This window comes from Gillisia xinjiangensis, assembly GCF_046298265.1.
Lineage (GTDB): Bacteria > Bacteroidota > Bacteroidia > Flavobacteriales > Flavobacteriaceae > Gillisia > Gillisia xinjiangensis.
Genome location: NZ_JBKAHK010000006.1, coordinates 260,295 through 284,605, shown reverse-complemented (window position 1 = coordinate 284,605; position 24,311 = coordinate 260,295). Strand labels below are relative to the sequence as shown.

The window sequence follows — 24,311 nt, the reverse complement described above, 5'->3', positions numbered from 1 at the left end:
GCTGAAAGAACTTTTTATTTAAATCCCTGATTTCTAATATTTAACATCCATAGTGGATTTAAAATGAATTTGTTTTTAATCAGGGGTCAGTGTGAAATTAATTTTTTGTAAGTTGGTATCCTCTTTGCAGTTAATTAACAAATAATTAAATTTTTTCCCAAATATGACCTATAAGATTTTAACCGTGATTGCCGTTTTAACTGCCTCTTTTGCCTACACTACCACAGACGGTCATAACAATTCTGAAATTCCGGTAATAACGGAAACCCTTCTTAAAACTACAAAAGAAAATAGTACACTTGATGTGGAAATCAATCAATTGTATGATGTTTTTGTGGAAAATAACCCCAACGTTCCCAACCTTAAAAGTTTTAAAAACGGAATGATGGGATATTATAAACTTTCAGATAAAAAACTTTTCGAAAAAGAAATTCTTACTATTATAGATTTTAGTCTTTCTTCTACCAAAAAAAGAATGTGGGTTCTTGATATGAAAAATAATAAAGTGCTTTTTCATAACCTTGTTGCTCACGGTAAAAATACCGGTGGGGAGTTTGCTACCAAATTTTCCAATACTGTAAATTCTTTACAAAGCTCACTGGGATTTTTTGTGACCGCCGAAACTTATTACGGTGGAAACGGGTATTCTATGTTCATTGATGGTATGGAGGAGAAGTTTAATTCCAATGCGCGTGATCGCTATGTTGTAGTTCACGGAGCAAAATATGCAAACCCAGAATTTATTAGCAATGTAGGAAGGTTGGGGAGAAGTTACGGCTGCCCTGCTTTACCAACCGGATTAACCCAGGAAATTATCGATGTGATTAAAGATAAATCGGTTTTATACATTCATTCTTCCGATAAGAATTATGCTGAAAAATCTGAAATGATCAAGGCTTAGGATGCCTTTCTTAAGGCGTTTAGAATAGCATCGTCATAATTATAAATATCGTCTGTAAAAATTGTTTCTCCAGTTTCCCGCCATGCCGTCCAGTAAAAATGATGGATATTAACCTTTTGTTTCATATCAATCCTTTTGATGCTCCCCCTTTTAATAATGGAATCTATTACTTCTGAAGTATAATTGGGCTGGTCCTGCAGTAGGTATTTAGACAAATAAATGGCATTTTCTACCCGCACGCAACCTGAACTTTGTGCTCTTGAATTCTGGTCGAATATGGATTGAGATGGAGTGTCATGAAGATATACCAAATACCTGTTGGGAAACATGATTTTCACTCTTCCCAGGGGATTAGAGCTTCCCGGTGGTTGCCTGTAGCTAAAAGATCTTACTTCATTTTTCGTCCAGTCTATTGTTGAAGGATCCAGTTTCTCTCCTCTACTATTATAAACCTGGATGTTTTTGTTTCTTAGGTAATTTGGATTTTTTCGAATTCCGGGGATCACATCTACATTCTTGATCGTTGGGGGAATTGCCCAACTGGGATTAAATATAAGATGATCGATTTCTTCTGAAAATATTGGTGTTTTCCGGGACACTCTGCCAACTATGGTTTTATGGGTGCTAATAGTATCCTTTTCTCTTACAACCTGAAGCCTGAAATTGGCGATATTAACGAGAATATAATGCGACCCCAAGTCCCGCGGAAACCATCTCCATCTTTCGAGATTGACCAGGATTTGGTCATAACGATCGTCATAGCCTTTATTGAGAAGGTCAATGGTTTTATTCCCAATTATTCCATCTGCCAAAAGCCCATTATCTTTCTGGATTTGTTTTATTGCATCAACTGTTTCAGTATCGTAGAGCGAGCCGCCTATTTTAAGGGAATTTAAATAGCCCAGATGTAAAAGTCGGAATTGAATTTCCTGCAGACGTTGATCCTGCTTTCCGGGTTTTATCATCGCTCCTTGCTTAATCTTCTTAAGATTTTCAGCATCTTCTTTAAGCCCCCGGTATTCTTTCTCGGCAGCTATTAAGCCTTTATATACAGGATGAACCGGCCTTAATTGGCTTAGAGCAAGTTCGAGGTTGTTTTCTTTTACAGCCTCTTCCAGAAGTTTTAGTTTGTCAGGCTGTTTTTTGGGAACATCCCATATTCTATGCAAACTTTTAGGATCAACTTTCCCATTATATAAATGATCCATGAATTTAAAAAAAGCATCTGTAAGTAACATATCCAATTCACTCAACTGCTTTTCATCAAGGTTGGCTACTTGCAGAAGTCGTTTCTCCAGTTCTTCTCCATGGTAATCCTTGAAGTAGAGACCTTGAGAATGAGCAGATTTTAAGGTGTCAATAAGTGAATTTCTGAAATTGATATGGGTCCAGGCCGGCTTGAAGTCGCGCGCAAGATAAAATGCGGTCACCGAATCTTTATTGAATAACCGAACATTTGTTGCATCATAAAGTATTGGTTCGAGTTCCTTGGAAGAACCCATGGAGATCACAATTCCGTTTCTTAGATCTTCTGAAAAATCCTGCTCTTCCTTACTTTCCATCCTGCATCCACATACCGATATTATCAGAAAAATTAGTCCTGATATAAGGATCCATCTATTTATGAGGAATGAAAGTTTCATGATCAATAATTTCTTCTTCACCTAGTTGCTGAAACATTACAATATGGGGGCATACTCCAGGAACCTCAAATTCTGTTCCTTTGGTTTGATATCCAAATTTTTTATAAAAACCGACGGCATAATTACGGGCATTAAACCATAAAAATACGGAAGCATCAAGTTTTTGTAGTTCCGCTTCCCCTGCTTTTAATAAGGCAGCACCTATGCCTTTACCTTTAAAATTTGGTAAAACAGCCATTCCTCTTAATTGGTATTGAAATGGCTGAAAAAACATAGGATTTTGCTTTTTCATAAAACTAGCAACTCCTTTTAAATCTTCATCAAAAAAGTATCCAAGATGCAAGGTTTCCGGGGATAAATCTCCTTCAAAAATGCATTCCAACAAAGGTCTACCAGGGCGTAAAACCGGTTGACGAACCGCGTAGGTTTCAGAAGCCGGTATCCTTCGGATCTTTACAGCGCTGCTCAATTTAAAATTGAATTTTATTTAACCAGCACATCCCGAAAATCCCTGTTTAAATCGAATTGAACTTCGGCAAAAGGACACAAAGGATCGATCTTATAATTGTTTTTACGGGCAAATTCCACGCTGTATTTAACAAGAATGGATGCCAATCCTCTTCCTTCCAATGATTTTCTGGTTTGAGTATAGTCAATGATTAAAATCCCTTTATCCTTTTTTGTATAAGTGAGTTCTGAAGTAATGCCAGATTCATCTTCCATGTAGATCATTCCCCTGTTGGAATTTTCTTTATGTTTGATTTCCCGACTCATCAGTTTTTAATTTTTAAAAATGCCATCCACAATTCCATATTTTATGGATTCTTCTGCATCCATCCAATAATCCCGGTTGAAGTCTTTTAAAACTTTCTCGATGCTCTGTCCACAATTTTCCGCAAGTATTTTAGCGCTTAAATCCCTGATCTTTAAAATTTCGGCTGCCTGAATTTCAATATTGGAAGCCTGTCCTCGTGCTCCTCCACTTGGCTGATGAATCATCACTTTTGCCATAGGTTGAATAAACCTTCGTCCTTTGGTTCCTCCTGAAAGAAGAATAGAGCCCATAGATGCTGCCAGGCCGGAACAAATAGTTGAAACCGGGCTTTTCAAAGAAACCATGGTGTCATACATAGCAAAACCGTCGGTTACAAAACCTCCCGGGCTATTTATGAAAAACTGGATTTCCTTATCCGATTCAGAATCTAAGTATAATAAATGCTCTACAACATGTTTTGCCGTTTTACTGTCCACTTCGCCCCATAAAAATATTCTGCGATCTTCTAAAAATTTAGTATCTATAAGGTCTTGGGCTTTTCCGGATTTAACTTTCATAAGTAATTTTTTATTGTTTTTAATTGGTCGTATGTAATTCGCATATCTTCATCGGTGTTTGTATTTTGTTTCCGTTATGCTCATTTCATAGTAATTTTTATTTTATTATTGACCTGTTTACTGTGCATTTGAATCAGTCTTTTTGCAAATCAAATTTTAATTATACGCTTGTAACAGGTGTGTTAATTATAAATTATTTGAATAGCTAAAATTATGACTATTTTCGCAGAAAACCCTAGGATGGAATTGGCATTTAACAAGATTTTAAAAAAAGACCTAAATCTGGTACTACCATTTGTGATGGAACTTGGTGATTTTCAAACAGATGAAGCACTGCTTAAAGCTCGTTTTTTGGAGATGTTTGATCAAAATTATGAGTGTTTTGGGGTGTATTTAGGGGCAGAGTTAATAGGTGTTTTCGGACTTTGGTTTATGACACGTCATTACGCCGGAAAATCCTGTGAACCGGACCATGTTTTTATTAAATCTGAATATCAGAATCGTGGATTTGGGAAACTAATATTCGAATTCATCTTTGATTATTCCAGAAAAAAAGGCTGTGAGACTTCAGAACTAAATAGTTACGTGCAAAATTTTAAATCGCACAAATTTTATATGAATCATGGTTATGTGATCAAGGGCTATCATTTTTTAAAAAAGCTATAATTTTTTTGGAAGTTAAAAAATTTAACGGTTATATTTGCAGTGTCCTTGCGGGAGTAGCTCAGTTGGTAGAGCGTCAGCCTTCCAAGCTGAATGTCGCCGGTTCGAACCCGGTCTCCCGCTCAAAAAAAATCCTCATTGAAAAATGGGGATTTTTTTTTGACTTAATTTTAAAAAGAATGAATTCGTTTTACCGCAATTATATGAAGTGCAAAAGCTTAATTTGAAGCATTATTTCAGTGATCAGTCAAATAATGATTTCATCAAGGTGCCAATTCCTTTGAACATTAAAAAGATAGCCCCTGCACACGCCAGAAGCCCTAAAATAAGAACCGCAATGTATAATGGATGCTCCCGGTTGTTAAAGGCGGTATATAACACTGAAGGTCCTATTATTATCAAGGGGAGCGCTCCGGCAAGGTATCTCAATCCTTTTCCCAGCAATTCTTTATTAGTATGTTTCATTTTTTGAGTTTCAGAAATTAAAAGTTAGGATAAAATGTATAAAAAGACAGTTTTACTGAATTGTATAAGATAGGAAATCGGTTTCTGATAACCGGAAATATCCAAATGCGAAATTTTCAGAATTGGTTGTATTTATAATGTTTCCCCTAACAGTTGTAGGTTGGGTTTGAAAAGGGCCTCCACCATTTGTGCCGGCTTGTGATCGTAATATGAACATATACTCATAGAATCTTTTTGAGCTTCCCTGGATTTCGAATTCAACATCTTCTCCAGGAACCAGATTTTCATTTGAAAAATATGCAAAAGTTAAATTTCCATCGGTGAATTCATCCTCCGAGATTTGAATAGAAAGATCCTCAAATAAAAATCTAAAGAAGTAATAATTCTTAACATCCGGAGGGTCATTATAATAAGCCCTCAATTCTATATCCTCCCCTCCAAATCCTCCACCTGTTGACTGTTCCACATATTCCAGGGAACTTACTGGCATCAAAGATTCAGTTGCGGTATAAACTTCGTCGTTATAAATTATTTCCAAATTATAGGACCTGTTAAGTTCAGGTTCAAAAACATCATTAATGTAAAACCCAGGTTCCAGTTCCTCAAAAACATAAAGAATTCCATTTTCAGATTTTACTGAAACTTCGGCTCCTTCTGCCGGTGGAGTGGAATCAGCAAAAAATGGAGCTGTTGTGGTTAACCGGATTATTTGAAAATTTCCTGTGGACTCTTTTTTCCAAAGGATAGATGCTTCCACTACCAACCTTGGTTCAGATTCTTCCAGGTCTACATCTACTACTTCTTCACAGGAATAGATTCCAAGGAGAATTAACAGTAGCATAGGGATTTTTAAATTTGGCATAGCTTTAAAATTTAAAATTATAAGTGACCGAGGGAATTATTCCGAACAATGACAATCTTACGGCCTCATTATTTCCTGAATCTTCATTCTTTCTGAAACTTAATGACACAGCATTCATCCTATTGTACACATTGTAGATGCCGAAATTCCATGAGGATTCGAAATTTTTGGTTTTCCTTTTGGGTATATAAGTCGCTGAAATATCTAACCGATGGTATGCCGGCAACCTATTGCTATTTCTTGGAGAATATACTGGAATGTTTAAATTTTCAAATCTATATTGGCCTGTGGGATAGGTTGTAGGCAGCCCTGTTTGATATACGAAATTGGTATTTATTTGCCATTTTTCAGAAATCTCATAGCTTCCAGTAAATGAAATATCATGTGGTTTATCATATCCTGTACTATACCAGTTGCCGTTATTTAACCCAGATTCCTCTGGAGTTCTTCCCGGAGTTCTTTGTTCAGATCTGGACAGGGTATAAGCCAGCCATCCTGTAAACCGACCTGTATTTTTCCGAAGCAATAATTCCAAACCATATGCACGGGCAGTACCAGGAAGAATAGCCTGTTCAATGGCATTATTGGCAACTAAATTCGCGCCGTCTATATAATCCAATCGCTTTTTAATGAACTTATAAAATCCCTCCAGCTCCAATGAATATTTTTCATTATTGAAATTTTGAAAATATCCCAGGGCAACCTGATCCAATAACTGAGGTTTGATGTATTTCCCGCTGGGAGCCCAAATATCTAAAGGAGTAGGGGAGCTGGTGTTAGTGATGAGATGTAAATACTGGCTCATTCTGTTGTAACTGGCTTTCACCGACTGGAAATCGTTAAAGCTATACGCCAGTGCCAATCTTGGTTCCAGGTTCCCAAAGGATCGCTCTATACTGTTTTTGGAAAGCTCCTTGCTGCCAATTGGATTGGCTTCTTCGTAGATGCCAAAATCCTCATTGAAGATAACGGCCTGATCATTTTCATATAAATTGAGTTCCTTTTGTCCTAACCTAAGAAATGTACTGTACCTAAGGCCGTATACAGCCGAGAAGTTTTCTGATATTTTATGTTCTACAGAAAAATAGACCGCATTTTCAAACGCATATTTTTTGGTAAGGTTAAAACTATTTATCCCCGAACTTTCTGTGCTGGGTTCGATTTCTCCAGGATTGAATTCATAATAGGTAGAATGAACTCCATAATCAAAATTGATAGTTTCATTTAAATAGTGATTGAAATCGTATTTCAGATTCAGGTTTTTTATTCCGCTGTTCCAGTTAAATTCAACGAAATCGAGAGTTAATCCATAATAATAATCGCTGTAGATAACAGATAGATTGGTGAAAATATCATTGGTTAAAACGTGATTCCAGCGTAAATTAAAAACGGCATTCCCGTAAGTGTTTTTAAAACTTTCATTGATGTTAAATACGTCCCTGCCAAAGTATCCTGAGAATAAAATACTATTGCTCTTATCAATCCTATAGCTCAATTTAGTGTTCAAATCATAGAAATAGGCAGAATTTGGATTGTCGGTAAGTTTAAGAAACAGGTGCGCATAGGAGCTTCTTCCACCTACAAGAAAAGAACCTTTATCTTTAATAATAGGTCCCTGCGCCAATAAACGGCTTGAAATAACACCTATTCCGCCATTGGCTTCAAACTTTTTGCTGTTTCCGTCTTTTTGGTAGATTTCCAGAACAGAAGATACTCTGCCTCCGTATTTGGCAGGAATCCCACCTTTGTACAGCTTCAAATTCTTGATAGCATCCGGGTTAAAAACCGAAAATAATCCGAATAAATGGGAGGCATTATAAATGGTTGCTTCATCCAGTAAGATCAAATTTTGATCTACAGCTCCACCCCGAACGTTAAATCCGGAAGATCCTTCCCCGGCATTGGAAACCCCGGGCAGTAATAATAAGGATTTTACAACATCTACTTCTCCAAATACCACAGGCAGCTTTTGAATTGTATTTATATCGAGTTTATTGACACTCATTTCCGGTTTTTTGATATTTAAACGTTCAATATCCTCGGTCAATACAACTTCATCCAGATATTCGGAAGTTGGAGTTAAATCAAAATTCAGTGTTTGGTTTTCTTCAATAGTAACTTCTGTAACCAATTCCTGGTAACCCAGATATGAAATTTTAAGTTGGTGTGTGCCATTGGGCAGTCTAATGGAATAGAACCCATATTCATTTGTTATCGTTCCGGTATTTAAAGTTGGCAGTAATATATTTACGCCGTATAGGGTTTCATTGCTGGATGCATCTTTTACCACACCATTTAGAACCAGTTTATCCTGAGCATTTGTTACTAAAAAAAACAATAGGAACACCAGGGAAAGAAATTTATTCAAGCTTGAATTTTTGTTTAAATATACGGCAGATGGGGGTTTATAAAAAACCTAAACCCAATTTTAAGAATAGTTCATTCAAAGTTTTTTCCATTTATAAGCAGCTGAGAAATAATCTATTTTTTTGCCATAGCCTGATTGATAAGATCAGGATTTTTAATTTTGCTGAATTGATCCATATACTTAATATGATTCAACAAAAGTAAAATATTCCCCAGCCTTTAGCCAGAAAAAATAAAGACCGGAATCATGAAAGACCCGGCCTTAAATTCATTCTTAGAAAGTGGTTTAATACCCTAAAATTTCATTTAATGTTGTGCTTGGTCTCATCGCTTTACTGGTAAGATCTTCTTTAGGATAATAATATCCATTAATATCTACCGGTTTCCCTTGGGCATTTATGAGGTCCTTTAATATTTTTTCTTCATTGGAAGACAATTTTTCAGCGATTTCCGTAAAGTGTTTTTTCAATTCGGCATCCTTATCCTGTTTAGCAAGACCTTGTGCCCAATAAAGTGCCAGGTAAAAGTGACTTCCCCTATTGTCCAGTTCATTTACCTTACGCGAAGGTGATTTATCGTTTCTAAGGAATTCTTCTGTAGCCTGGTCTAGAGTTTCAGAAAGGATCAAGGCTTTTTTATTGTTTAGTTTTTCGCCTAAATGCTCCAAAGAAACTGCAAGGGCCAAAAATTCTCCTAACGAATCCCATCGTAAATGACCTTCCTTAAGAAACTGCTGAATGTGTTTTGGGGCAGATCCTCCGGCACCTGTTTCAAATAATCCCCCGCCGGCCATAAGTGGCACTATAGAAAGCATTTTCGCACTGGTTCCCAATTCAAGGATAGGAAATAGGTCTGTTAAATAATCACGCAATACGTTTCCGGTTACAGATATGGTATCTTTTCCTTCCTTTACGCGTTTTAATGTGTATTCAGTGGCATCTTCCGGGTTCATAATCTGAAGGTCCAGGCCTGAGGTATCGAGCGGACTTAAATATGAGTTTACTTTTTTAATGATCTCGGCATCATGGCTGCGTTTTTCATCCAACCAAAATATCGTTGGCATTCCTGAGGTTCTTGCTCTGGTTACTGCTAGGTTTACCCAGTCCTGTACAGGTGCATCTTTGGTTTGGCACATTCTCCAGATATCCCCTGTTTCAACTTTATGTTCAATAAGGATTTTTCCGTTTGAATTTATTACGCGAACAACTCCGTCTTCCTGAATTTCGAATGTTTTATCATGTGATCCGTATTCTTCAGCCTTTTGAGCCATCAAACCTACATTTGGAACTGTACCCATAGTGGTGGGATCAAAGGCCCCATTCTTTTTGCAAAACTCGATTGTTTTATCATAAACCCCGGCATAACTGCTATCCGGAATTACCGCTTTGGTATCCTGCTGCTTTCCTTTGGCATTCCACATTTGTCCGGAGGTTCTTATCATGGCAGGCATAGAAGCATCAATAATTACATCACTGGGAACATGTAAATTGGTTATTCCTTTATCAGAATCTACCATGGCAAGATCGGGTCCTTTATCGAAACCGTTTTTTAAATCGGTTTCAATTTCCTTTCTTTTCTCCGAAGGTAATTTTGGTAAAGCATTCAATAAATCTCCCAGTCCACTGTTTACATTAACACCAGCCTCTTCCAGGGTTTGGCCGTATTTTTCAAAAATATCTTTGAAATAAACCTTTACAGCATGTCCAAAAATGATGGGATCTGAAACCTTCATCATGGTGGCTTTCATATGCAACGAGAAAAGAACATCCTTTTCTTTGGCATCCTTTATTTGGGCTTCAAGGAATTTGATAAGTGAATTTTTGCTCATCACAGTTGCATCGATAATTTCTCCTTTTAAAAGATCCAGATTTTCCTTTAATAAAGTCTTTTTTCCTGAAGTGCTTTCAAGTTCTATTTTGATGCTATCTGCAGCTTCCAGGGTGAGTGATTTTTCATTTGTGTAAAAATCTCCTTCGCTCATTGTGGAAACATGGGTTTTGGAATTAGGATCCCAGGCGCCCATAGAATGCGGATTTTCTTTTGCGTAATTCTTTACGGCTTTTGGTGCCCTTCGGTCAGAATTACCTTCCCTTAATACAGGGTTTACAGCGCTTCCTTTTACTTTATCGTACCTTTTTTTGATGTCTTTTTCCTTTTCATCTTTAGGTTCACCGGGGTAATTTGGTAAATCAAATCCTTTTGCCTGAAGTTCTTTTATGGCAGCTTCCAATTGTGGCTCGGAAGCACTGATATTCGGTAATTTAATGATATTCGCTTCGGGATTTTTAACAAGGTCTCCCAACATCTTCAAGGCATCAGGAACTTGTTGTTCTTTGGGAAGATAATCAGCAAAATTAGCCAGAATTCTTGCAGCTAAAGAAATGTCAGTGGGTTCAACATCAATATTTGAGGTGTCTGTAAAGCTTCTTACTATTGGTAAAAAAGAAAAAGTAGCCAGCATTGGCGCTTCATCAGTTTTGGTGTAATAAATTTTAGATCGCTGTGTCATATCGTGTATTTTGTTTTACGTTGTTAGGGACAAAATTTTAAAAATCATGCATTTAATAAAATAAGTCCTGATATTTGATGAAAGCTATAAAAGGTATGAAGAATGTCTCAATACTTTGTGTCGCGAAGATAAGATTTTTCAATCTTTTATCATAGTCTGGGAACCTGGAACTGGAATGGTTTTGGGAAATATTTAAATAAAAAGCCATTTCAACATACATTGTATATTGAAATGGCTTCTGATGAACTAAAGCTTTACCGCAAGATCTTTTAAAATCTATATAAGTCTGTTAATAGAACTTAATACGTGCATTAGTTCACATGATACAATTTGTTTACAAACGCACCCAAATTATATCAAATTGGTCTTTATCGCTCTGAATGATTTTTGTGTGCAAAAGATTCATTTCTAAAAGATAAAAACCGTGGTAAAGTATATTGCTTTACATTCATTAAAACTCCGGAAATCATCGTATCATTCCGTAAAAGTTTTAAGAACACTTCAATTTACAACAAGAAAATTAATATATCAATGACTTTAACTTTTTGATAACCAGTTTCTTGTATTTGATTTCTTGTGATTTGAATTTCTGTTTGGAAGTGTTTTAGGGGAAAACACTATATTTTTACTTGGATTATATCCATTGAAAAAGCCCCAAAAAGGGGCTTTTAAATTTTTGAGGAATGAAGTATTATCTTCTTTCTTCCTTGATACGGGCTTTTTTACCTGTAAGTCCTCTGAAATAATAAATACGTGCTCTTCTTACAGCACCACGCTTATTGATTTCAACTTTTTGTAAGGCTGGCATATTTACAGGGAATATACGTTCCACTCCAACAGTACCACTTATTTTTCTAATGGTAAATGTTTTTGAATTTCCTGTTCCTTTAACCTGAATAACTACCCCTCTAAAAAACTGAGTACGGGTTTTTGCTCCCTCCTTAATTTCATAGTAAACAGTGATGGTGTCACCGGCAGAAAATTCAGGAAAATCTTTTTTAGTAACGAACTCGTCTTGAACGAATTTAATTAACGCTTCCATAATTTGATATTTTAAATAGCTGGTCTAAACCAACATTCACGGATTTCGCCAGAGGTTGATTCAGAAACGAGTGCAAAATTATGAAATTTAATGGTATAAACAAGCAAGAAAATTATTTAATACCTCATTGAGGGTTTAATATTCACCAAGAAGATCCGGGCGCAGCTTTTTTGTTCTTAAATAAGATTGTTCCTCTCTCCAGGTTTCTATTTTCGGAAAATTCCCGGAGGTTAAAATCTCAGGAACCTTCCATCCTTTATATTCGGCTGGCCTTGTGTATACAGGTGGTGCCAGCAGGTCATCCTGAAAGGAATCGGTTAAAGCAGAAGTTTCATTTCCCAATACCCCGGGGATCAATCGTATTATGGAATCACAAACCACGGCTGCTGCAAGCTCGCCGCCGGATAACACATAGTCTCCAATGGAAATTTCCCTGGTTATAAAATGATCCCGAACCCTTTGGTCTACACCTTTGTAGTGTCCGCAAAGTATGATGATATTTTCCTTTAGAGAGAGGGAATTGGCCATCCTTTGATTAAAACGTTCCCCATCTGGTGTCATATAAATGATCTCATCATAATTCCTTTCTGACTTTAAAGCGGAGATGCATTTATCAATAGGTTCTATCATCATCACCATTCCCGCGCCGCCTCCAAATTGATAATCATCAATTTGCTTGTAATTGTCGGTTACATAATCCCTAAGATTGTGCAGGTGAATTTCAACCAAACCTTTTTCAATCGCTCTTTTTAAAATAGAGACTTCAAACGGACTGGTTAATATATCAGGAACTACTGTAATAATATCTATTCGCATTTTTCTGTAAAAATTTATTTTCCAAAGATGCGAATATCTTTATAATAATAGTTTCGCAATAATACCTGGATGCTTATTTGTCACTGGCTTTATTTCGCTCATCCTGAAGAAGTCTGCCTAAACGTTGTTCCTTTTCAAGTGCTTTTGTACGATAAACTTCAAATTCCTTTTCGGTAGCCGATAGATTTCGGCGTGCTTCTGAAGTTTGAGCATGGCCTTTCTTAAATCTGAAGATAAAAAACACCAAAGCGATAATAAGCACTGTAATTATTCCCCACATTAATGACATATATCCACTTTTGCTGAAAGGGACTCCTAAAAATGTAATTGCATCTTTCTCTGCAGTTACTTTTTCAAGATTTTGCCGGGTAGTTTCCAATTCCGATTTTAATTCTGAAATTTCCTGTTGATGTTGATCTATAGTATTTTGTTGGGTAGTTATCTCGTCATTTAATTTGGAAATAAACTCAGAAGTATTTTTCTTTAAGGTGATTAGTTCATTATAATCCACCACTTTAAAACCCTGGTAGTCATTTGACTTCTCGATAAGGTTCGTGAATTCCTCTTCAACCGGGCTTTCACCACTGTTAAAGTCCTGGGCATTAAGACTGAAGTTAAACGCAAGTAATAAAATACTTAAAATTAATGGTTTGTTCATTGGTATGCTTTTGGGTTAAATTAACTTAAAAACGCAAAGGAAAAAAACTTATTGCCGAAAAATGGTATTTCTGCTATGAATCTAAATTATATTTCAAAAATAGTTTATTATTTGAAAGTAGGATACATAGAAATCCCCCTTCATTTTATGAATACCAAATTTTGATCTTTCATTATTCAGAAAAAAAATAGCCCATCAAATGACGGACTATTAAAAAGGTGCAATTTGATTGTTCTAATAATAGGTATAACGTCTTACTTTGGAAATGTATTTTGCAAGTCGTATAACTTGCTGGCTGTACCCATATTCATTATCATACCACACATATAAAATAATATTTTCACCCTTATTTGAAACAATAGTTGCTTTGCTGTCAAAAATGGAAGGTTGGGAAGACCCTACAATATCTGTAGACACCAGTTCATTATCAATGGAATATTTAATTTGTTCTACCAAATCACCTTCCAGCGCATATTTTTTCAAAATATCATTCACATCGTTGACAGATGTTGGGTTCTCTACCTGTAAATTCAGTATTGCGAGGGAGCCGTTGGGAACAGGAACCCGTATTGCATTGGAGCTAAGTTTGCCTTCAAAAACGGGCAAAGTTTTCGCTATCGCTTTTCCTGCGCCGGTCTCCGTAATCACCATATTCAGCCCCGCAGCACGGCCTCTTCGGTATTTGCTGTGCATATTGTCTACAAGGTTTTGATCATTGGTATATGCATGAATAGTCTCCAGATGCCCATGAACTACTCCAAGGGTGTCTTCTATGGCTTTAAGCACAGGAACTATAGCGTTTGTGGTACAGGAAGCTGCAGAGAAAATATCCTCGGTATCCGGATTATACTCTTTATGATTTACCCCGTGAACTATATTTGGAATCCCTTTTCCCGGAGCCGTTAATAAAACTTTGGAAGCACCATTGCTTTTAAGATGCCTGCTTAATTCTTCCTTATCTCTAAACGCACCTGTGTTGTCTATAACAAGTGCATCGTTGATGCCGTATGTTGTATAATCTATTTCTTCCGGATTGTTCGCGGAGATCATATGTACGGTAGTTCCATTAATTATCAATGCTGAATTTTCTTCGTCTATGGAAACTGTGCCTGAGAAATCTCCATGTACCGAATCATTTTTTAGAAGAGAAGCTCTTTTTTCCAGAACATTAGCATCTATTGAGCCTCTTGTAACGATGGCTCTTAGTCTCATTTGGTTCCCTTTTCCCGTGCGGGTCATCAATTCCCGAGCGAGTAATCTGCCAATTCTACCAAAGCCATAAAGCACAACATCCTTGGGTTTCACTTCCTGATTTTCCTTTGCATCTTTGAGTTTTTTCGATATAAAAGCGGTGGCGTTATTGTAATCTACATCCTCAATGTGATACTCGTAGGTTAATTTTCCAATGTCCAGTTTGGCAGGAGGGAGGTCAAGATTTTTTATAGCCTGGGCGATCTCAACAGAATCAAAAATGGAAATAGGTTTTTGAACAAATTCACCTGCATATTCATGAAGGTTTAAAATGTCACTTACATTAAGGTTAATCAATTGATTCCTGAAAAGGACCAGTTCAATCGACTTATCATACCATAAATCACTTACAATTTTAATAAATTCAACCGATGCACGTCTGCGATCGGCTTGAAAGGCAAGTTCCTTTTCGTAAACTTCGTTAAATCCCATTTTTATATTTTAGGTTCATGTTTTAAAACGCGGCAAAAGTATAGAATTCAATCGTTTTCGTAAAGTATTTTATAAAAAAAAGACCCCCGTTGTTTTTTAAACAATGGGGGTCTTTATACTTTTCAAAAAATTACCTCCAGATATAGGTTTGTTCTTCGCCCTGAGCATTTACAAATGTTACACTTATGGGTTCCGATGAATCTTTCTTGTTTAAGATCTTTTCTACATCAGAAACATCTGAAACTTTTTGATCATCAAGCCTGGTTATAATAATTCCTACCAAAGCCTGGGATTGTTTATCCTTGGAAAGCGTCCTTATTATTTTAACGCCACTTTGTATTTTGAAATTATTAAGTTCGGCTTTAGAGGCATTTGCTACTTCAAGTCCTATTGGTTTTATTACATATGTTTCATATTTGGTTAAGGGAACTTTCAGCGAGCGCTCTTTTCCGTTTCTTATAATTTTTACCTCAACCACATCATCCGGTCTTTTTGTATTGATATATCCAGTAAGATCGGACATTTTTCTTACCTCGATATTGTCAATTTGTCTTATAACATCTCCTGTTTTAATTCCGGAGACTGCGGCTCCACTTCCCGAATCTACATCATGCACATAAACGCCCTGAGAAACATTGAGCTCAAATTTTTGTGAAATTGGAGGGCTTACATCCTCTCCACGAATTCCTAAAATTCCCTGTTGTACATTTCCAAACTCGATAAGATCTTCCACGATTTTCCGTGCATTGTTGGAAGGCACCGCAAAACCATATCCTATATAACTCCCGGTTTGAGAGGTTATAGCGGTATTTATACCAATAAGTTCTCCATTGATATTTACCAAAGCACCACCGCTATTTCCCGGATTAATGGCAGCATCGGTTTGAATAAATGATTGTGGTGATCCATCTCCGGCGTTTAAATCCCGTGCTTTTGCACTTACAATCCCCGCTGTAACGGTGGAAGTTAAATTAAAAGGATTTCCCACGGCCAATACCCATTCCCCAATTTTCATATTATTGGAATTTCCAAACGGAATATATGCAAGATCGGTGGCATCTATTTTAATAAGGGAGATATCGGCTTTGGAGTCGGTACCAATAACTGTTGCTTTATATGTTTTATTATTGTTGAGGGTAACCTCAATTTCATTAGCATCCTTAATCACATGATTATTGGTGACTATATAGCCATCGGGAGTTATAATTACGCCGGATCCCGCGCCCTGAATTGCTTTTCCTGAAGTTCCGCCCCGGTAATATTGCTCCCAGACACTTCTTGGTTGATCAAAAATCGCTACATTTTTTACGTGAACAACCGCATTTACAGTTTTCTCAGCAGCCTCGGTAAAATCGGCATTGGTGCCATAAATAGCAGTATTGTTTGAAACCGGAAGGACCCGGTTGCTGGGAGCTTCAATTCGTTGTTCTTCAGGATCCAAAAAATCCCCTTCCTCAACGAATAATTTATATGAACCCAATGTCATAATGCCGCCTAAGACAGAAACACTTAATAAAGTCGCGAATTTTTTCATTTTAAGTTTGTATTTAATTTATATCTCTCTTCTTCTGTGTCTGGAACCTGTGCTTTTCAAGAGTTAATTTCTTCATATTATTGTATCTTTACAAGCACCAATTTCAAATTTATGATGGTTAACTTTCACAAATTCCACGGAACAGGAAACGATTTTATAATGATAGATAACCGGGGAGATATATTCCCCAAAAATAATACCAATCTCATACATCATTTATGTCACCGCAGGTTTGGAATTGGAGCAGATGGTTTGATTTTGCTGGAGTCGTCCCATGTTGAAAATGAGGATTTTAAGATGGTTTATTTTAATGCAGACGGGAATCAAAGCAGTATGTGCGGAAATGGTGGCAGATGTATTGTCGCATTTGCAAATCATCTTGGGATGATAGGTTCTGAAACTATATTTAATGCTATTGACGGGCAGCATCAGGCGTTTATAAATGATGGAAAGGTCAGTTTAAAAATGATGGATGTTAATGCAGAGGATCTAAATGAAAATGAGCTCTTTCTGGATACGGGTTCACCCCACAAAATCATTTTTTCTGATAATGTTGGCGATATTGATGTAAAAAAGGATGGATCGAAAATCCGTTATTCCGAAAAATATGAAAGTGATGGTGGAACAAATGTGAATTTTGTTCAGCAAACAGGCGCCGAATCCTTTTTGGTAAGAACCTATGAGCGGGGAGTAGAGGATGAAACTTATTCCTGCGGAACAGGGGTAACTGCAGTTGCACTGGCCGTAAATGCCATTGGAAAAACAAAGTCTACCATCATTTATCTGGAAACTCCCGGCGGAAAATTGGAAGTTTCATTTGAAAAGTCTGAAAGTGGCTATCATAATATCTGGCTCACAGGGCCAACAGAAAATGTTTTTAAAGGCGAAATAAAATGTTGACCTTAAAAGGAGAAAAAATTTATCTAAGGGCACTGGAACCTGAAGACCTCGATTTTATTTTCGAGGTAGAAAATACAGAGGAATTTTGGGAGATAAGTGCTACCAAAGTTCCTTATTCCCGATATTTAATAAAAAAATATCTTCAGAACTCACACAGGGATATTTATGAAGTGAAACAATTGCGGCTTATGATTTGTAGTAATGATCAAGAACCTGTTGGGTTAATCGATGTTTTTGATCTTGAACCAAAAGATAGAAGGGCAGCACTTGGAATTCTTATTGTTGATGAATCAAACAGGGGTAAGGGTTATGGAGCTGAAGCGCTTTCTTTGATCGCCGATTATTGTTTCAGTCATTTGGGGATTCACCAGTTGTATTCAGGTGTAACAGCAGACAATCAGCCGAGTATCAATTTATTCGAAAAAAATAATTTCCGGAAGGTAGGAATCAAAAAAGACTGGATCCTGGTAAACGGAAAATTCAAAGATGAGATCTTATACCAATTAATAAACAATGTACATTAAAAAAATTCTTATTGTTATTGCCATTCTTGGACTTGTTGTGTTAGGTGTTTTTAGTTATAATATCTACAATTACATTTTCTCTCCCAATACAAGTTTTAAAAATGATACCAGCACGGTATATATTCCTACAGGAGCTTCCTATGCTACAGTTATGGATAGTTTAAAGCCTCTTTTAAAAGATCTTTCTGCATTTGATGTAGTTGCCCAAAAAAAGGATTATGCACAAAATGTAAAGGCGGGGAAGTATATTCTTGATAAGAACATGAACAACAATCAAATTATAAATGTTTTAAGAAGTGGCAACAAACCAGTTCGGGTTGTTTACAATAATCAGGAACGCCTGGAAAATCTTGCAGGTAGAATATCCAATCAGATTGAGGCAGACAGCAGTTCGATTTTGAAGATGATGAAAGATGAAGCATTTTTGAAACAGAATAATTTTAATGCTGAAACCGCTCTGGCGATGTATATTCCAAATCAATATGAATTTTTCTGGAATACTTCAGCTGAAGGATTTCGGGACAGAATGCTGAAGGAGTACAACAGATTCTGGACTCCCGAGCGATTGAGTAAAGCTGCAGAAATCAACCTCACACCAAATGAAGTTACAGTGATCGCTTCTATAGTTCAAAAGGAAACCGCTAAAGTAGACGAACGGGCCAAAGTTGCCGGGGTTTATATGAACCGGTATAAAAATGGTTGGAAACTCGATGCAGATCCTACTGTGATATTTGCGATTAAGAAGAAATCACAAAATTTTGACACCGTAATTAAAAGGGTTTTATATAAAGATCTTACCATAGACTCCCCGTACAATACATATTTGTATAAAGAATTGCCTCCCGGACCTATTGCGATGCCGGATATTTCTTCTATAGATGCGGTTTTAAATTATGAAAAACACAAATACTTCTTTTTCGTGGCAGATGTTGAAAATTTCGGTTATCATAAATTTGCGGAAAATTTAGCTCAGCACAACCGCAACAAGCAGGCTTATATTCGCTGGATCAATAAACAGGGAGTGAAAAGGTAAGGCTTATTAGAATTCAGAATTTGTAACCTATTCCTCCATAAACAGATCCTTTGGTAAGATGTTCCAGGTCGGTACGAAGTTTTCCCTGACCTCTTATGAAAACAAAAAATCTGGAGAAATTATAATCCAATTGTGCAATAAAAGCCAAAGAAGGATGGATATGTTTTGGTCTTCTTATAAATCCCAGCTCCATCCCTGCCATTGGAACCCATCTTCTTTCCGGCCGAAAAACATAATTCAGGTTCATACCAAAGGCTCCGTATTTAATTCTTGTAAAAGACTCATACCAGGCTTCAGCCTGAAAATTCCCCGTTCTGGCACCCATTCCAAATACTATATCCAACGCCCGGGAATTTACTGTGCCCCGGTAAACAGCATTCCGGAGATCAACTCCGGTACTAACGAAAAAATAGTTTTCTTTTTCAAATTCATAAAATTGCGCGTTACAGCACAAGGAAATCGAAAATAATATCAGGAACCAGGTCTTCAATTTTAATTATAGGTTTAGTATGGTATATAAGTTAATTCATTTATTTCTATAGCGGGAGAAAAACTGTAATCTTCATTAGAAGTCTTCGGCTAATTTTCTCACATTTTCCTTTAGCCCTAAAACTGTAAAACCTGGCTCTAAGGGTTTAGAAAAATAGTTGGGAAATCATTAACAGCCTGTAAATCAATTTAATAAAAATTATTGTATCTTTGCACGGCGAAATTGAGAAGGGTCATTTTGACGGTTTGCTTCTCAGAATCAAAATTTTATGAAAAGGAAAGTTGCAAAATTTTCAATTTTGCCTGTTGTAGCCGGGTGTTTATTTTTTAGTTTCTCAACTAAAGAGGCTGCAAATTTAGAGATGTATAAAACATCTTCTTTAGATAGTATAGAATATACTGTAAGTGCTTTTAGCGACAGTCTTTTGTTGGAATTGCCTTTAAAGGCTGTTCCCCAATTGGGGAAATCTTATATAGGTTTCAAGGAAGCAGTGGCTTTTAAGGAGTCCCGTGGTGATTATCAGGTTGTAAATGAATTTGGTTATATGGGGAAGTACCAGTTTGGAAAAGGTACCCTGGAATTAATTGGAATCTATAACACCAAAAATTTCTTAAATTCTCCGGAACTTCAGGAATCCGCTTTTTATGCCAATGCATCCAGGAATAAATGGATACTGATCAGGGACATAAAACGTTTTTCCGGTAAAAAGATCAATGGAATCACCATTACCGAATCCGGAATACTGGCAGCAGCTCATTTGGCCGGTCCCGGTAGTGTGAAAAAATATTTAAGAAGTTGGGGAGCCAATGCCTTTAGTGATGCCTTTGGCACTACTATTGGCTATTATATGAAACGTTTTGAGGGCTACGATACCTCGTTTGTTAAACCTGAACGAAAAGCCAAAGCAAGTCTTAAAGTTTAAATATCTTTTTGAATGATAAAAATAGTAGGCCTTTTATGAAGGTCTACTTTTGTTTTATCCCAGTCCATAATGCTCATGGTCAAAATAAATTCTGAAGGAAGTGTTAAGTCACATGCGATACAAAGTCTGGTAGCAGGATTCAGGATTTGCTTCATGTCCTCCAGTAAATTATTATTTCTGTAGGGTGTTTCAATAAAAAGCTGCGCCTGATTTCTTTCAGCTGAAATTCGCTCCAGGGTTTTGAGCTCTTGTTTTCTCTCTTTCTTATCTATAGAAAGGTATCCGTTAAATGTAAAACTTTGCCCGTTCATTCCACTTCCCATCATAGCCAGTAAAATTGAAGAAGGTCCAACCAATGGAACTACCTGTATTCCTGTTTGATGAGCAAGCTTTACGATTTCGGCCCCGGGATCTGCTACTCCAGGGCAGCCCGCTTCGCTAAGCAAGCCTACATTAATGCCCTCTTTGCATGGAGTTAAAAAGCTGCTTAAATCCGCAGGATCTGTAAATTTATTAAGAAGACTAAGCTTTAATGAAGATTGATTTTTTTCCTGATCTACTTGTTTTATTGACCTTCTGGCGGTTTTTTCATTTTCAACTATATAATGATCTATCTTTTCAATAATTCCTTTAATACTCGCCGGTAGGACTTCTTCTGGATTTGAGGTTCCCAAAGTTGTTGGGATCAAATATAATTTACCGGAATATTGAAAAGGGTTTTGTGACATTTTTTAGATGGATTGCTTAAAGAAATCCGGATTCTTACGCCTGGAGTTCTTCTGGGGGAATTGATTTATTTCTCTTCTAATTTTTTTGCGATGATCTCACAGGCTTCATTCAGCATTTGGTAAACATTTTCAAAACCTTGCTGTCCTCCCTGGTAAGGATCGGGAACATCTACATTTTCTCCCGGGAAAACCTCATTAAGAATAAGTTTCACTTTCTTTTTTTGTTCCTCATCTTTTGCCAGGGAAATCACATCAGAAAAATTGAAATTGTCCATCACATAGATGTGGTCAAAACGATCAAAATCTGCAGGTTCAAATTGTCTTCCAAGCTGATTGGTGATATCCAGACCATATTTTTTGCCAATAGCAATGGATCTTGGGTCGGGAGGATCGCCTATATGATAATCTCCGGTACCGGCAGAATCAATATGAACACTATCCGTATTCAGTTTGGATTTTAGAATTCCTTCGGCTAATGGTGATCTGCAAATGTTTCCAAGGCACACCATCAAAACTTTGGTTTTCATATGTATTTTGTTGTTTTTTTATTTTTCTCCCAAAGGTTCAGGAGTTATTGCTTAACTTATTTACAGGAGTTACAATGTCAGTTTTTTGTTAAGATCCTCAACAAATTTCTTAAATTGTTTATCTGTCGCAGCGAGATTATCTACTGTTTTACAGGCGTGAAGAACAGTGGCATGATCTCTTTTTCCTATTTGACTTCCAATACTTGCCAGAGATGCCTTTGTGAACTTTTTGGCGAAAAACATCGCCAATTGACGGGCTTGAACAATATGTCGCTTCCGTGTTTTGGATTGAAGTGTTTCCACGTCCATCTGGAAATAATCGCTTACAATTTTCTGAATGAAATCAATGGAGACTTCGCGCTTGGTGTTTTTCACGTAATTGTCTACGATCTTTTTAGCAAGTTCCAGGGTAATGTCTTTCTTGTTAAATGAGGAATGGGCAATAAGCGAAATTATAGCTCCTTCCAGTTCCCTGATATTTGTTTTTATATTGTTGGCCAAAAATTCGATGATATCTATCGGCATCTCAACACCATCCCGATATAGTTTACTCTGTATTATGGATACCCGGGTTTCAAAGTCGGGATGAAGCAATTCTGCTGAAAGTCCCCATTTGAATCTGGACAACAATCTTTGCTCGATATCCTGCATATCTACAGGAGCCTTGTCACTTGTTAAAATAACCTGTTTACCGTTTTGGTGCAGGTGGTTAAAAATGTGAAAAAACACATCCTGAGTTCCCGCTTTTCCGGATAAAAGCTGAATGTCATCCACGATAAGAACATCGATGATCTGGTAGAAATGAATAAAATCATTTCGGTTATTCTTCTTTACCGATTCAATGTACTGTTGGGTAAATTTTTCCGCAGAGATATATAAAACCGTTTTTTCAGGGTATTTATCTTTTATGTCAACTCCAATGGCGTGGCCTAAATGTGTTTTTCCTAAACCTACTCCACCAAAAATGAGCAGGGGATTAAATGAAGTTCCACCAGGTTTATTGGAAACAGCCATCCCTGCAGATCTTGCAAGTCTGTTAGAATCTCCTTCAAGGAAATTCTCAAAATTATAGTTTGGATTTAATTGTGATTCGATCTTTACATTCCGTATTCCTGGAATTATAAAGGGATTTCGTAGTTCCGGATTTTTATTTTTAACAGGTACATCTACTTCCTGTGAAGCCATATGGCTTCGTTGGGTGCTTGGGATTTTTTCGGTAAAAGGCAGTTTGTTGCCGTAGGTATTCTCCATCTTAATAACATACACCAGTTTCGCTTTTTCACCCAATTCTTTTGTTAGGGAGACCTTTAGCAGTTTTACATAGTGCTCCTCCAGCCATTCGTAAAAAAATTTAGAGGGAACTTGAATGCTCAACGCACAATCGGTAAGTTTTACTGCTTGTATCGGCTCAAACCATGTTTTATAGGCTTGTGGGGTTATGTTATCTTTGATAAAAGCTAGACAGCTATTCCAAACTGATTGCGCAGTTTTTGACATGCTTTATATTTGGTTATTTGTCGGTTAGTAGATTACTTGAATTTAGAAAAACAATGTTTCTGTCTAAATTTTCTGTGGAACAAATATGTGAACAAAATATCTAATAAAAAAACGGTTTAGGTCTTGAATTTTAAGAAAATTTTGTGCATACTTGATTTCAGCTATGAAAGTACAAAACCTGTTTAAATAATACCCGAAATATTTCATGAAAAGACATCATGCTTTTGTTAAAGTTAGATATGCCGAAACCGACCAAATGGGCGTAGTGCACCATGGGAATTATGCAGAATACCTTGAGATTGCCCGCTTAGACTGGCTTGATCAATTGGGAGTATCCTATAAATCACTTGAAAAGGAGGGGATCATGTTACCTGTTTATGAGTTGAATACGAAATTTATTAAACCCGCCTACTTTGATGATGTCCTGAGAATTGAAACACAACTCAAGGAGCTGCCACGTGTTAAAATAGAATTTTCCTATCAGGTTTTTAACCAACACGATGAACTTATAACTACCGCTTATACTATTTTGGTTTTTATGGATTCTGAAACAAAAAGACCTATTCGATGTCCGGAATTTATTCTTAATAAAATAAAAAACTAGCCCTCAATTTTTTTTATTTCCACTTTATAGACAGCCTGGAATTTCTCAAAAATATTCTCGGCTTCTTTCTTTCGTACCGAAATATAAATTTTGCAGTCCAACCCCAAATTTTGACTCGTGATAGAAAGATCGTATTCTTTAATAATCCTCATTACGATATTCATCTCCGGGTAATCAAAATGGATCTCAAAATTTTCATCAATGGTTCTTTTTACGATTTTGCTGTTTTCCAACGCCATTTGGGCAGCCGTTTTATATGCCCTAATCAATCCGCCAACCCCCAATTTCACCCCTCCAAAATATCGCACAACCACCATCAGAATATCGGTAACATCAAAGGACTGTATCTGGCCATAAATTGGCATTCCTGCAGAATTTGAGGGTTCGCCGTCATCATTTGCCCTAAACTGCCTGTGTTCTTCGTCCTTTCCAGTTTGCCAGGCATAACACCAATGTCGCGCCTGATGATGTTTCTTTTTTAAATCCTCCAGATGTACTTTAACTTCATCTTCGGAAATTACAGGAAATGCATACCCAAAAAATTTGGAATTTTTATCCTTAAAAAGGACCTCATTACTTGGTTTTACAATAGTTTTATAGGTGTCCTTCAA

Annotated in this window: 25 protein-coding genes and 1 tRNA gene; 8 read left to right on the top strand and 18 right to left on the bottom strand. The window is 36.8% G+C overall.

What is annotated here, in order from left to right:
• Positions 1-163: 163 nt before the first annotated feature.
• Positions 164-901 carry a murein L,D-transpeptidase catalytic domain family protein gene (locus tag ACKGJN_RS12410; protein WP_409539842.1) on the top strand — a complete coding sequence of 246 codons (738 nt, stop codon included), beginning with the start codon at positions 164-166 and terminating at the stop codon, positions 899-901.
• Here ACKGJN_RS12410 and ACKGJN_RS12405 read toward each other — a convergent pair.
• Genes ACKGJN_RS12405 through ACKGJN_RS12390 form a run of 4 tightly spaced genes read right to left on the bottom strand, consistent with a single transcriptional unit; the run spans position 898 to position 3,876 of the window.
• Complete coding sequence (locus tag ACKGJN_RS12405) at positions 898-2,544, bottom strand: L,D-transpeptidase family protein (protein WP_409539841.1); 1,647 nt, start codon at positions 2,542-2,544, stop codon at positions 898-900. The two genes, ACKGJN_RS12410 and ACKGJN_RS12405, sit on opposite strands and share 4 nt — an antisense overlap.
• The gene (locus ACKGJN_RS12400) at positions 2,519-3,013 is read right to left on the bottom strand and encodes a GNAT family N-acetyltransferase (protein ID WP_409539840.1); all 495 of its coding nucleotides are present in this window, start codon (positions 3,011-3,013) and stop codon (positions 2,519-2,521) included. The genes ACKGJN_RS12405 and ACKGJN_RS12400 overlap by 26 nt, the downstream gene beginning before the upstream one ends.
• A 14-nt stretch (positions 3,014-3,027) precedes the next feature.
• The gene (locus tag ACKGJN_RS12395; RefSeq protein WP_409539839.1) at positions 3,028-3,318 is read right to left on the bottom strand and encodes a GNAT family N-acetyltransferase; all 291 of its coding nucleotides are present in this window, start codon (positions 3,316-3,318) and stop codon (positions 3,028-3,030) included.
• 6 nt (positions 3,319-3,324) lie between these two features.
• On the bottom strand, positions 3,325-3,876 hold the full coding sequence (locus ACKGJN_RS12390) for a ClpP family protease (protein ID WP_409539838.1): 552 nt from the start codon (positions 3,874-3,876) through the stop codon (positions 3,325-3,327).
• Positions 3,877-4,089: 213 nt separating this feature from the next.
• Between ACKGJN_RS12390 and ACKGJN_RS12385 the strand changes: the two genes are divergently transcribed.
• Positions 4,090-4,542 carry a GNAT family N-acetyltransferase gene (locus tag ACKGJN_RS12385; protein ID WP_409539837.1) on the top strand — a complete coding sequence of 151 codons (453 nt, stop codon included), beginning with the start codon at positions 4,090-4,092 and terminating at the stop codon, positions 4,540-4,542.
• Positions 4,543-4,589: 47 nt separating this feature from the next.
• Positions 4,590-4,662, top strand: a tRNA-Gly gene (locus tag ACKGJN_RS12380).
• Between the two features lie 120 nt (positions 4,663-4,782).
• Here the strand turns inward: ACKGJN_RS12380 and ACKGJN_RS12375 are convergent.
• The 9 genes from ACKGJN_RS12375 to ACKGJN_RS12335 form a co-directional block, all read right to left on the bottom strand.
• The gene (locus ACKGJN_RS12375) at positions 4,783-5,004 is read right to left on the bottom strand and encodes a DUF6095 family protein (protein ID WP_409539836.1); all 222 of its coding nucleotides are present in this window, start codon (positions 5,002-5,004) and stop codon (positions 4,783-4,785) included.
• Between the two features lie 52 nt (positions 5,005-5,056).
• Complete coding sequence (locus ACKGJN_RS12370; RefSeq protein WP_409539834.1) at positions 5,057-5,866, bottom strand: DUF4249 domain-containing protein; 810 nt, start codon at positions 5,864-5,866, stop codon at positions 5,057-5,059.
• A gap of 4 nt (positions 5,867-5,870) precedes the next feature.
• Positions 5,871-8,234: a TonB-dependent receptor gene (locus ACKGJN_RS12365; RefSeq protein ID WP_409539833.1), complete on the bottom strand. Its 2,364-nt coding sequence runs from the start codon at positions 8,232-8,234 to the stop codon at positions 5,871-5,873.
• A gap of 285 nt (positions 8,235-8,519) precedes the next feature.
• Positions 8,520-10,742 (bottom strand): NADP-dependent isocitrate dehydrogenase, encoded by a 2,223-nt coding sequence (locus ACKGJN_RS12360; protein WP_409539832.1) that lies wholly within the window; start codon positions 10,740-10,742, stop codon positions 8,520-8,522.
• A 691-nt stretch (positions 10,743-11,433) separates the two neighbouring features.
• A complete protein-coding gene (gene rplS, locus ACKGJN_RS12355) occupies positions 11,434-11,784 on the bottom strand; it encodes a 50S ribosomal protein L19 (RefSeq protein ID WP_409539831.1) in 351 nt (116 codons plus the stop codon).
• Positions 11,785-11,919: 135 nt separating this feature from the next.
• Positions 11,920-12,600, bottom strand: coding sequence for a tRNA (guanosine(37)-N1)-methyltransferase TrmD (gene trmD, locus ACKGJN_RS12350; protein ID WP_409539830.1), 681 nt, complete (start codon positions 12,598-12,600; stop codon positions 11,920-11,922).
• Positions 12,601-12,673: 73 nt separating this feature from the next.
• Complete coding sequence (locus tag ACKGJN_RS12345) at positions 12,674-13,258, bottom strand: hypothetical protein (protein ID WP_409539828.1); 585 nt, start codon at positions 13,256-13,258, stop codon at positions 12,674-12,676.
• 234 nt (positions 13,259-13,492) lie between these two features.
• On the bottom strand, positions 13,493-14,941 hold the full coding sequence (locus ACKGJN_RS12340) for a glyceraldehyde-3-phosphate dehydrogenase (RefSeq protein ID WP_409539827.1): 1,449 nt from the start codon (positions 14,939-14,941) through the stop codon (positions 13,493-13,495).
• Between the two features lie 130 nt (positions 14,942-15,071).
• Complete coding sequence (locus ACKGJN_RS12335; RefSeq protein ID WP_409539825.1) at positions 15,072-16,475, bottom strand: S1C family serine protease; 1,404 nt, start codon at positions 16,473-16,475, stop codon at positions 15,072-15,074.
• Between the two features lie 111 nt (positions 16,476-16,586).
• Between ACKGJN_RS12335 and dapF the strand changes: the two genes are divergently transcribed.
• From dapF to mltG, 3 genes are read left to right on the top strand one after another with little or no spacing between them, the layout of a single operon-like run.
• The gene (gene dapF, locus ACKGJN_RS12330) at positions 16,587-17,375 is read left to right on the top strand and encodes a diaminopimelate epimerase (RefSeq protein ID WP_409539823.1); all 789 of its coding nucleotides are present in this window, start codon (positions 16,587-16,589) and stop codon (positions 17,373-17,375) included.
• A complete protein-coding gene (locus ACKGJN_RS12325) occupies positions 17,369-17,899 on the top strand; it encodes a GNAT family N-acetyltransferase (RefSeq protein WP_409539822.1) in 531 nt (176 codons plus the stop codon). Before dapF ends, ACKGJN_RS12325 begins: the two co-directional genes overlap by 7 nt.
• On the top strand, positions 17,889-18,932 hold the full coding sequence (mltG, locus tag ACKGJN_RS12320; protein WP_409539821.1) for an endolytic transglycosylase MltG: 1,044 nt from the start codon (positions 17,889-17,891) through the stop codon (positions 18,930-18,932). Before ACKGJN_RS12325 ends, mltG begins: the two co-directional genes overlap by 11 nt.
• A 13-nt stretch (positions 18,933-18,945) precedes the next feature.
• Here mltG and ACKGJN_RS12315 read toward each other — a convergent pair whose 3' ends face one another.
• Positions 18,946-19,275, bottom strand: coding sequence for a hypothetical protein (locus ACKGJN_RS12315; protein ID WP_409539820.1), 330 nt, complete (start codon positions 19,273-19,275; stop codon positions 18,946-18,948).
• A 415-nt stretch (positions 19,276-19,690) separates the two neighbouring features.
• Here ACKGJN_RS12315 and ACKGJN_RS12310 point away from each other — a divergent pair, with 415 nt between their 5' ends.
• Complete coding sequence (locus tag ACKGJN_RS12310; protein WP_409539818.1) at positions 19,691-20,344, top strand: peptidoglycan-binding protein LysM; 654 nt, start codon at positions 19,691-19,693, stop codon at positions 20,342-20,344.
• Here the strand turns inward: ACKGJN_RS12310 and ACKGJN_RS12305 are convergent.
• The 3 genes from ACKGJN_RS12305 to dnaA form a co-directional block, all read right to left on the bottom strand.
• The gene (locus tag ACKGJN_RS12305; RefSeq protein WP_409539817.1) at positions 20,341-21,072 is read right to left on the bottom strand and encodes an SAM-dependent methyltransferase; all 732 of its coding nucleotides are present in this window, start codon (positions 21,070-21,072) and stop codon (positions 20,341-20,343) included. The two genes, ACKGJN_RS12310 and ACKGJN_RS12305, sit on opposite strands and share 4 nt — an antisense overlap.
• A 65-nt stretch (positions 21,073-21,137) precedes the next feature.
• On the bottom strand, positions 21,138-21,599 hold the full coding sequence (locus tag ACKGJN_RS12300; RefSeq protein WP_409539816.1) for a low molecular weight protein-tyrosine-phosphatase: 462 nt from the start codon (positions 21,597-21,599) through the stop codon (positions 21,138-21,140).
• A gap of 69 nt (positions 21,600-21,668) precedes the next feature.
• On the bottom strand, positions 21,669-23,096 hold the full coding sequence (gene dnaA, locus ACKGJN_RS12295) for a chromosomal replication initiator protein DnaA (RefSeq protein ID WP_409539815.1): 1,428 nt from the start codon (positions 23,094-23,096) through the stop codon (positions 21,669-21,671).
• Positions 23,097-23,301: 205 nt separating this feature from the next.
• Between dnaA and ACKGJN_RS12290 the strand changes: the two genes are divergently transcribed.
• Positions 23,302-23,700: an acyl-CoA thioesterase gene (locus ACKGJN_RS12290; protein WP_409539814.1), complete on the top strand. Its 399-nt coding sequence runs from the start codon at positions 23,302-23,304 to the stop codon at positions 23,698-23,700.
• On the opposite strand, the gene ACKGJN_RS12285 is transcribed toward ACKGJN_RS12290, so the two are convergent.
• Complete coding sequence (locus ACKGJN_RS12285) at positions 23,697-24,311, bottom strand: IMPACT family protein (protein ID WP_409539813.1); 615 nt, start codon at positions 24,309-24,311, stop codon at positions 23,697-23,699. The genes ACKGJN_RS12290 and ACKGJN_RS12285 overlap by 4 nt on opposite strands.

Excerpts from the sequence above, each read along its gene's own strand:
- ACKGJN_RS12410 (WP_409539842.1), top strand. The coding sequence starts at position 164 with ATGACCTATAAGATTTTAACCGTGATTGCCGTTTTAACTGCCTCTTTT.
- ACKGJN_RS12405 (WP_409539841.1), bottom strand. The coding sequence starts at position 2,544 with ATGAAACTTTCATTCCTCATAAATAGATGGATCCTTATATCAGGACTA.
- ACKGJN_RS12395 (WP_409539839.1), bottom strand. The coding sequence starts at position 3,318 with ATGAGTCGGGAAATCAAACATAAAGAAAATTCCAACAGGGGAATGATC.
- ACKGJN_RS12390 (WP_409539838.1), bottom strand. The coding sequence starts at position 3,876 with ATGAAAGTTAAATCCGGAAAAGCCCAAGACCTTATAGATACTAAATTT.
- ACKGJN_RS12385 (WP_409539837.1), top strand. The coding sequence starts at position 4,090 with ATGACTATTTTCGCAGAAAACCCTAGGATGGAATTGGCATTTAACAAG.
- ACKGJN_RS12375 (WP_409539836.1), bottom strand. The coding sequence starts at position 5,004 with ATGAAACATACTAATAAAGAATTGCTGGGAAAAGGATTGAGATACCTT.
- ACKGJN_RS12370 (WP_409539834.1), bottom strand. The coding sequence starts at position 5,866 with ATGCCAAATTTAAAAATCCCTATGCTACTGTTAATTCTCCTTGGAATC.
- ACKGJN_RS12360 (WP_409539832.1), bottom strand. The coding sequence starts at position 10,742 with ATGACACAGCGATCTAAAATTTATTACACCAAAACTGATGAAGCGCCA.
- rplS (WP_409539831.1), bottom strand. The coding sequence starts at position 11,784 with ATGGAAGCGTTAATTAAATTCGTTCAAGACGAGTTCGTTACTAAAAAA.
- trmD (WP_409539830.1), bottom strand. The coding sequence starts at position 12,600 with ATGCGAATAGATATTATTACAGTAGTTCCTGATATATTAACCAGTCCG.
- ACKGJN_RS12345 (WP_409539828.1), bottom strand. The coding sequence starts at position 13,258 with ATGAACAAACCATTAATTTTAAGTATTTTATTACTTGCGTTTAACTTC.
- ACKGJN_RS12340 (WP_409539827.1), bottom strand. The coding sequence starts at position 14,941 with ATGGGATTTAACGAAGTTTACGAAAAGGAACTTGCCTTTCAAGCCGAT.
- ACKGJN_RS12335 (WP_409539825.1), bottom strand. The coding sequence starts at position 16,475 with ATGAAAAAATTCGCGACTTTATTAAGTGTTTCTGTCTTAGGCGGCATT.
- dapF (WP_409539823.1), top strand. The coding sequence starts at position 16,587 with ATGATGGTTAACTTTCACAAATTCCACGGAACAGGAAACGATTTTATA.
- ACKGJN_RS12325 (WP_409539822.1), top strand. The coding sequence starts at position 17,369 with ATGTTGACCTTAAAAGGAGAAAAAATTTATCTAAGGGCACTGGAACCT.
- mltG (WP_409539821.1), top strand. The coding sequence starts at position 17,889 with ATGTACATTAAAAAAATTCTTATTGTTATTGCCATTCTTGGACTTGTT.
- ACKGJN_RS12310 (WP_409539818.1), top strand. The coding sequence starts at position 19,691 with ATGAAAAGGAAAGTTGCAAAATTTTCAATTTTGCCTGTTGTAGCCGGG.
- ACKGJN_RS12305 (WP_409539817.1), bottom strand. The coding sequence starts at position 21,072 with ATGTCACAAAACCCTTTTCAATATTCCGGTAAATTATATTTGATCCCA.
- ACKGJN_RS12300 (WP_409539816.1), bottom strand. The coding sequence starts at position 21,599 with ATGAAAACCAAAGTTTTGATGGTGTGCCTTGGAAACATTTGCAGATCA.
- dnaA (WP_409539815.1), bottom strand. The coding sequence starts at position 23,096 with ATGTCAAAAACTGCGCAATCAGTTTGGAATAGCTGTCTAGCTTTTATC.
- ACKGJN_RS12290 (WP_409539814.1), top strand. The coding sequence starts at position 23,302 with ATGAAAAGACATCATGCTTTTGTTAAAGTTAGATATGCCGAAACCGAC.